Origin of the sequence: Psittacicella hinzii, from assembly GCF_003585885.1 — a bacterium.
GTDB lineage: Bacteria > Pseudomonadota > Gammaproteobacteria > Enterobacterales > Psittacicellaceae > Psittacicella.
The window spans coordinates 43943-51001 of the sequence record NZ_NRHC01000073.1 but is presented as its reverse complement, the minus strand read 5'-3'; the positions used below and the strand labels follow the sequence as shown (position 1 = coordinate 51001).

General features: G+C 35.5%; 7 protein-coding genes. 6 read left to right on the top strand and 1 reads right to left on the bottom strand.

Annotated features, from left to right (window positions below; all coding sequences use genetic code 11):
• Positions 1-83 precede the first annotated feature (83 nt).
• Positions 84-638 (top strand): NADPH-dependent FMN reductase, encoded by a 555-nt coding sequence (locus CKF54_RS05910; protein WP_119525442.1) that lies wholly within the window; start codon positions 84-86, stop codon positions 636-638.
• A gap of 539 nt (positions 639-1177) precedes the next feature.
• Here the strand turns inward: CKF54_RS05910 and CKF54_RS05905 are convergent.
• Positions 1178-2113 carry an ABC transporter substrate-binding protein gene (locus CKF54_RS05905; protein ID WP_119525441.1) on the bottom strand — a complete coding sequence of 312 codons (936 nt, stop codon included), beginning with the start codon at positions 2111-2113 and terminating at the stop codon, positions 1178-1180.
• A 233-nt stretch (positions 2114-2346) separates the two neighbouring features.
• Here CKF54_RS05905 and CKF54_RS05900 point away from each other — a divergent pair, with 233 nt between their 5' ends.
• From CKF54_RS05900 to dksA, 5 genes are all read left to right on the top strand, one after another.
• Positions 2347-2766, top strand: a complete 420-nt coding sequence (locus tag CKF54_RS05900) for a tetratricopeptide repeat protein (RefSeq protein ID WP_119525440.1) — start codon at positions 2347-2349, stop codon at positions 2764-2766.
• A gap of 10 nt (positions 2767-2776) precedes the next feature.
• Positions 2777-3202, top strand: a complete 426-nt coding sequence (locus CKF54_RS05895; protein WP_119525439.1) for a tetratricopeptide repeat protein — start codon at positions 2777-2779, stop codon at positions 3200-3202.
• Between the two features lie 194 nt (positions 3203-3396).
• Positions 3397-4107, top strand: coding sequence for a tetratricopeptide repeat protein (locus CKF54_RS05890; RefSeq protein WP_119525438.1), 711 nt, complete (start codon positions 3397-3399; stop codon positions 4105-4107).
• A gap of 95 nt (positions 4108-4202) precedes the next feature.
• Positions 4203-5396 (top strand): tRNA (N6-threonylcarbamoyladenosine(37)-N6)-methyltransferase TrmO, encoded by a 1194-nt coding sequence (gene tsaA / locus CKF54_RS05885; RefSeq protein ID WP_119525437.1) that lies wholly within the window; start codon positions 4203-4205, stop codon positions 5394-5396.
• Positions 5397-5904: 508 nt separating this feature from the next.
• A complete protein-coding gene (gene dksA / locus CKF54_RS08320; RefSeq protein WP_410454510.1) occupies positions 5905-6897 on the top strand; it encodes an RNA polymerase-binding protein DksA in 993 nt (330 codons plus the stop codon).
• Positions 6898-7059 lie beyond the last annotated feature (162 nt).

Genomic DNA, 7059 nt, shown 5'->3' with positions numbered 1-7059 from the left:
AGATTGTTGACTTAATGTAAGGGTAAGAAATTTAGAGATATTTAATCATTAGCTTATTCTATGTTCGGGAATCCCTAAATATCATGAGTAAAAAAGTTTTAGTATTAAAAGCTTCTCCACGTAAACAATCAACTGGTGAATTAGCAACTAAATGGGTTGTTGATACATTAAAAGCTAACTATGCAGATGATCAAGTGACTGTAGTTGATTTAGCAACTTACAGCTTACCTTGGAATGCAGAACCATACGTTCCAGCTGCAGCTCCAGGTGAATACGTAAGTGAAGAAGTAAAAGCTTGGTCTAAAGAAGTAAGTTCAGCTGACGCTGTTGTGGTAGTAGTACCAGAGTACAACTCTTCTTACCCTGGCGTATTCAAACACGCAGTAGATTTATTATCTACAGAGTGGGCTGGTAAAAAAGTTGTAGTAGTTGGTTACTCTCCATCAGGTGCTTTCTATGTAGTTCCTGAAACTACTAACTTATTAACTAAAGTTGGTGCGCAAGTTACAGCTAAATTAGCAGTACAATCTTACGTATTAGGTTATGAACCTAAAACTGGTTTATCAAAAGACTTTGCTAATGTAGCAAACACTGATGCGCAAGGTAACTTAGTATTTGCATTAAGTACATTACACTAATTTTTTATTGGGAAATAATCTTTGTTGGTAACCTTTGGCTAGCGCCAAGGGTTATCTTTTTTTAACTTTATGGCAGGTTTTTGTTTTTAAAAGCGAGCTATGATATAATGAAAGATCTTCTTAAACATCTTTAGTGTTTAGAAGAAAGGGACTTTCGAGTCAATTTATTATCAATAAATGCCAAGAGTAACGACTTGAGCAGATGATAAAGATATAGATATTCTTTTTAGCCTTTCCTTTTTACAAGGAAAGGTTTTTTATTTTGTCTGGAGTTTGTTAAGTTCATTTTAGAGCTTTTACCTAAGTAAAAATGACAAATAAGCAATAGGAGTTACAAGCACCTACGCACAATCCCCCACAGCAACCACTCACAGCAACCTCCAACTACTAATGGTAATCCTTACCAAATCTTTCACCACAAACTCTCAATCCAAACTCTAACAAAAACAAAGAACCTTGAGGGCTACCTCAAGGTTCTGTGATTCTCTTGTTGTTAATTTAAACAACGAGTTAGTATTAATTGTAGAAATTAATTCAGTTTACTTAGGTTCATAAGGTAGCTTATTAGCTACACCATTTAAGCAGTTATATACTTGTTGCGAAATAGCTTCTGCTGCTGTAAGACCACGTGATCTTACCCAGTCATTATTATTTACATCACAAGCTAAGTTATTTTTAACTGCATTTAAGTTTAACCATAATGGATTTTTATCATTACGCCATTTATCCACAATAGTGTTTGGAGCGTATAAACCAACAAAAATCACATCAGGTTGCCACATGTTTAACGTTTCGATATTAACATCAAAACGGTTTTGTGAAGTACCAGCCATTTCTTTAGTTGCAGTTTTGAAGCCTAAGAATTTTAGTACTGAACCAGGGAAAGAAGTATCGCTAGAAACACCGATTGCTGTTGGTTTTGAAGAGATTAGCAGAACAAAACGATCATTAGCTTGAATTTCTTTTTGGTAATTAGCCATTTTACTTTGGTGTTCAGCTAAAGCTTGTTCCCAAGTTTGGGTTGTCCCTGTAACTTCTGCAATAATTTGCGCATTTTGCAGTTCATCAGTGTAAGTGTTATCACTTGTGTTAAGCATTAAGGTTGGCGCAATTTGCACAAGTTGTGGGTAAATTTGGCTATGACGATTTAAATCAGCAATAATTAAATCTGGTTTTAAAGAAGCAATAACTTCTAAAGATGGTTGTAAGCGTTTACCTACGCTAGTGTAGTTCCCAAGCTTTGCTAAAACTTCAGGGTAAAAACGTTCAGGAGCACCATCATCAGCTAAACCAACAGCTTGTAAATTTAAACGTGCAAGAATGTCAGCAAAAGATAACTCAAGCACTACGATGCGTTTAGCTTGTCCTTCATAGGTAAAAGTACCACGTGCGTCTTGCACAGTAACTGCTTGCACTAAAGAGCTATATGCTAGTACCAGCAATGTAAAAACAGGGATGAAAAGTTTACGTAACATTTTTAAATTAAGAGTGATTGTTAGTGATTAAGTAAAGGATAATTTAACTTAAGTCTTACTTAAGTTAAATTTGCAAGATGAAAATCGTTCTTATTATAAACAAAAGAAAATTAAATGCTTGGATTTTTCTTAGGTTTTCTCTCGAAAAAAGAATAAGAATAGCTTAGGAGAAAATTGTATAATAAAGATTAACAAGACAAAAAGTTAATCAAGATAATCAGAGGATATATCTGATGCTGAATAAAATTAAGAGTTTTTTAAGTAGTGATAACTCTACTGAAAACCAAAAGAAACCAACAACTTTAGCTGGTTTAAAAAGTTTACAAAGAGCAGTGGTAGCCCCAACTGAACTGCCAGATAGCAAAGATCCACAAGCGATCTTTGACTATGCTTTCTACTATGAATTTAATGCTCCTGAAGAAGAGTTAGATCTTGAGCGTGCTGGTTACTATTACCAAAAAGCTGCGCAATTAGGGCATATTCAAGCGCAATACCGTTTAGGTAAGTATTACTCTAATCCTCGTCGTCGTGATGGTATTAATCGTGAGAAAGCAACTTATTGGTATAAAAAAGCCATGAAGCAAGGACATCAAAAAGCTAAAAGTGCTTTAGTGATCCTTAGCTTAAAAAAAGAAGCGATTACAATAGACTAGGTTGGTAAGTATGAATATTATTGTTGTCTTTGTTCTTTGCTTAATCGCAGGTGTACTTTACAATATGTACAATACTTATAAAAAGATGAAGAACCTGCAGGATGGCAAAGGTAAAGCTCAAGAACAAGAAGATGCTTTTGCTTTTCCACCAGACGTAGTTGATCTTTACAATCGTGCTTATAACTATGAAACTGGTTACACTGGCTTAAAATCTATGGATAAAGCAATTGAGTTCTATGAACTGGCTGCCGAGAAAAACTATCCAGCTGCGCAGTACCGTTTAGCTGATATCTATGCGCACGGTCGAGGCGGAGTAGAAGTTGATTTAGCCAAAGCTCGTAAGTATGCTTCCCAAGCTGCTGCTAGAGAGTACCCAGGTTCAGACGCTTTATATCAGTATATTGAAGAAAAGATCAAGTTAGAACCTAAAGAATAAATTAATAATTCACCAACAATCTAACCAGTAATCAACCCAAAATAAAGTTGAAGTCTTAAACTTGAAAAGAAGCAAGATTTTCTATTAATGGACTTACTTGAATTTAAGAGATAGAGCGGTATAACCATAGTTAATTAAAGTTAAATATACCGTTCAATAACAAAATAACGAAGGCAATAATTAAGAGGTAAGGTATGGTACAACACGTAAGTAATTTAGCAAAAGCTTTGCTCTGCTTGTTTTTATTTACAAATCTAAGCTGGGCAAATGACAATAACCCTAACAATACTACGGTTCCAAATCAATATATCACTAATCTTAATAAAAGCTTAAGCCCAGAAAGAGAAAATAACAACAACGTGTTAGATAAGAAAATAAGTAACCCTTACTTCGATCAAGCCGTTGCCCTTTATCAAGCAGAAGATTATCAGAACGCGCTTCCGCTGTTTGTTCAAGCGACGCGTATGGGGAATATGAAAGCTCCTCGCTATTTGGGGTTAATGTATTTAAATGGTCTAGGGGTTAAGTACAACGCGAGTAATGCGTTTAAATACTTTGTCTTAGCTGCACAGCGAGGCGATATTACTGGTCAGTATTGGTTAGGTCACTTGTACGAAACAGGTACAGGAGTTAACCAAGATATGCAACAAGCTATTCGTTGGTATAGTATTTCTGCAAAACGTGGAGATATTATCTCTGCCCCAGCATTAACAGCATTAGGTCGTATCTATGAGTTTGGTCTAGGTGACTTAAAACGTGATGTTGTAACTGCAAAAGAATACTATCAACAAGCTGCTGATGTTGGTTATGAACCTGCAATTAAAGCTTTAAACACTTTAAATGCTCATGCCAATTTAGTGGTAACTCCAGATCTAAGTAAATTCCAAGAATTTCAAGACGAATAATAATTAGCAGAAATTGCCTAGCAAAAGCTAGGCAATTTCGCGTATTTAGCAACTATAAAAACTAATAAAAACTAATAAAGAATAAACTAGTCACAATGAAGCACATTGGTCAAATTCGTTCCCTCCTAACAAGTAAGTTTAGCGTACCTCGTCAAAGTAACCTAGTTAATGAAATGGTATGCCAACTTGAACTTTTTCCTCCTTATGATAATCCTCAAGCAACTATGGGACTAGAGGGCTTTACCCATCTTTGGTTAATTGGAATTTTTCACGAAAATGTTGAAGCTAATAACCAAGAGCGCCTCATGGTTCGCCCTCCTCGTTTAGGCGGTAACCAAAAAGTTGGAGTATTTGCAAGTAGAAGTTCTTTTCGTCCAAATAACTTAAGTTTATCTTTAGTGCGTTTAAAAGAAGTAAGGGTTAATGCGCAGGGTAAGGTTAGTTTGATCTTACAGGGATGTGATTTAGTTAATGGTACGCCAATTCTTGATATCAAACCTTATATTCCTTTTGCTGATCAACCTCTAGCGGGGCAAGAAGTAAGAGCTGGTTACGTACAAGCTCCTGATTTTCTTTTAACATCAGAGGTAGAGGTTGGGGCAAATGCTGAGCCCCAAGAGTCTTCTTCAGTCATTGAGCAAATTATTGATAGCAAAGAAAAAGAAGTTAAGGGGCTAGATTTATTGTTTGCTTCTTTAGAGGGAGTAAGTTGGCATCTTGATCTAGAGTTAATTAGTCAACTTAAGCTAAGTCCTTTTGCTGTAGATAGTTTACTCAATGAACAAGAGCAAAATGAACTTCTAGAGATTTTTGCAAGAGTTTTAGCTGATCTCTCACAAGCTGAAGAACAAAAGCAAGTTGCAGATCAGAGAGCAACTTTCTCTTTAGCTTTACAAAGTTTTGCAACTCTAACTCCAGAAGAACGAGTAAAAGTTGTTTACCTAAGTAAACTCCTAGCTAAGCTTCTAATTCTTAATCCTAAACCTGCTTATAAAAACATGCAAACAGTAACGGCTGAATATGGCATGGAGTTTGCAGGGCTCAACATTCGTTGGCAAGAACAGCAGGATCTTCTAGCTACTCCAGAAAAGCAGGAAACTCAACCTGTGGGTAAGACAAATAATAACCAAGCTACAACAGCAAGGGAAGCTGTAACAAGAGAAGCTGTAACAAGAGAAGTGGTTACAAAGGAAGCTTCAACGGTAAATTCAAGTAAACTCTTTGCCTCAAATGTTGGTACGAGGTTAATTAGACTACTTGAGGTTGCGCCTCTAGAGGCTAGAGAGTAAAAGCTATAACCATAAAGCCAGGGTTAAAAAAGAATCTTAAAGAGAAATAGAAAGAGGAAGTAGAAGAAGCAGAGAGGCAATAAAGCTGAGTAAGCTTATTAGTTGCATGGGTATTTTGCTGTAATTGCTATTGGCAAGAATGAATTTTGCAAGAATAGAGACCGCCAAGAGTAAAATTTGCAAGAATTGAGATGGGGCAGAGTCTTTTTTGTTAGAAAAACTCTAGGAAGTTAAGATTTTTGTTATTTTGATACTAATACTTTATAGTCAAGATATGGGTATTTTTATTTGTATTTATGAGATAAAAACTTGTAATTTGACACATTTTTACAATTTTGTGAATTAAAAAATGGATTTTTTTATAAAAAAGTAAGCGACAAGGATTTAATCCTTGTATAATTACCTCGATATAAATTTAGGGTAATAATTTTAAATTTAATTATTTCTTTTTTATTAATTCGCATAACATTTTAGATAGAGAAACTATCTAGAAACTATTAAAGTTGATATGACAATGACACTTGAACAACAACCTAAAAGAGGTCGCGGTCGTCCAAGAAAAGACCAGACTGCTACAGCTCAAGAAGCAACCCCAGTAAAAATTTCTCTTACCCCAAAAGCTGAAGTTCAGAAAAAACGAGGCCGTAAACCAAAAGAAGCTAAAGCGGAAACTGAAGTTTTAGCAACAGAACCAAAAAAACGTGGTCGTGGTCGCCCTCGTAAAGAAGAGGCTGGTAAAGTAGAAGCTGCACCAGTTTTAGATGAGGACTTAGCTGATTTAACCGATTTAGAAGATTTAGAATTACTAGATGAAGCTATCGAAGACGATGAAGTGGACTTTGATGATGACTTTGTTGAAGATGAAGAAATCACAACAACAAAAGGTAAGAAGTCTTCAAGTAGCTATAGCGATGATGACGATGATGTGTCATTTGACGATAACTTCGATTTATACGATGACAACCGTAACAACAATTTAGTTGACGTTGTAATTGAAAAGGAAATTGTTCCTTATACTGAACGCGAAATTGTTAGGGTTGAATCAAACATCGACCAGAAGTCTTACGCTTCTACAGCTAAATCATTAGAATCTTTAAATATAAAACCTTATGTGTTTGAAGATGGTGAAGACTACATGAATAGTCGTCAATTAAAACACATTAAAGATATTATTCTTGCAACCAAAGAAAGTTTACTTAAACAATTAGACGAAACAAAAGAAGCTTGGCGTGAAGAAAATGGCAACTACGCAGATGAAGTTGACCAAGCAGATCACGAATCAGACTTCGCGATTACTTTACGTAACCGTGACCGTGAACGTCGTCTAATCCTAAAACTAGATAAAACATTAACCCGTATCGAAAACGATCCTGATTTTGGTTACTGTGATAAATGTGGTGATGAGATTGGTATGCGTCGTCTTGAAGCAAGACCAACTGCTGAACTATGTATCAACTGTAAATCTAAATCAGAAATCCATGAAAGACAACAAAAAGGTTAAGTTTTTTTATAGGGGAGACTGTAAGCTTTTTTGCAAAGGTTTTGTCAAATAACATTTTCAACTTAGGAGTGGCATGAAACAATGTCACTCTTTTTTTTTGCCCGAAAAACGGGCATAAAAAAAGCCCAAGGGATATAACCTAAGGCTTGAATAACAGAATGA